We start from the raw sequence: 935 nt of genomic DNA, 5'->3' as shown, positions 1-935 counted from the left end.
ATAGACGCACAGCAACGGCTGGTTGGCTTCCAGCAGTTCATTCAGATGTACTGCCTGATCTGCCCGCAAGTTCTGGCGATTGCGCAGCAGCAGCCAGCGGCTCGACTTCAGTACTTTGCGCGCAGGACGGTCGTGCCGAAGCTGATTGGCCTGATCGACTCGTACCCGGTCAATGACTTCACGTCCGTACTTGGCCACCACGTGGAACAAGTCATAGACGACTTCCGCCTGCGGGCAGTTCGCCTTGATTTCCAGCTCATAGGCGGTCGTCATATCGATGGCGACCGCCTCGATGCGCTCGGCAACGCCTTCGGGAAGCTGCTCGAAGAAGGCTCGGGCGGTTTCGCGTGAGCGGCCCTGGCCGATCCATAGCACTTGCCGGCTGATCGGCTCAACAACCACGGTGGCATAGCGATGGCCCTTGTGGAGCGCAAACTCGTCCATGGACAGATACCGCACCTGTTCCCAATCCGGCTCAACAAGGCTGGCTTGCAAACCGGCTTTGTCGATCGATTTGACAGTGTGCCAATTCAGACCATAGAACGCAGCAACAGCCTGTACGCTGGCGGACTTCAGCAAGATCTCGCAGGCCTTGGCAAAGCGGGCAGTGACCCGTTGGTAACGCCCCAGCCAATCCAGCCTCTCCAACCGAGGGCCGCCGCAGTGGTCGCACCAGACTCGTCGGCGCGGCACATGGAGCACCACCCGGTATTCAAATAAGGGCAGATCCCGCACCCGCCGAATGGTCGTCTCGTGAATCTGCTGGCACCGTTTGCCGCATTGCTCGCAAACCATCACTTTGCTGACCGGCTTGAGATACAGCGACAGGGTTCGGCTTGCCTCCGACGGCCATTCCACTCGCTCAACCCGGTAGCCCGTCCAGCATCCCAATGCCTGTAGTGCTTTGCGATCCAGCAATTTGGCCTCCAACGCCC

1 protein-coding gene is annotated in these 935 nt (G+C 59.8%); it reads right to left on the bottom strand.

The genetic code is table 11. From position 1 onward, the window contains the following. Positions 1 to 918, bottom strand: a 918-nt coding sequence (locus RZR99_RS32905) for an ISL3 family transposase (protein ID WP_323123839.1), incomplete at its 3' end; no start/stop codon positions are given. Between the last annotated feature and the right edge of the window lie 17 nt (positions 919 to 935).

This window comes from Burkholderia alba, assembly GCF_034721475.1.
GTDB lineage: Bacteria > Pseudomonadota > Gammaproteobacteria > Burkholderiales > Burkholderiaceae > Burkholderia > Burkholderia alba.
Note: the sequence above shows the minus strand (reverse complement) of the source record. Positions and strands in the feature narration are given on the sequence as shown.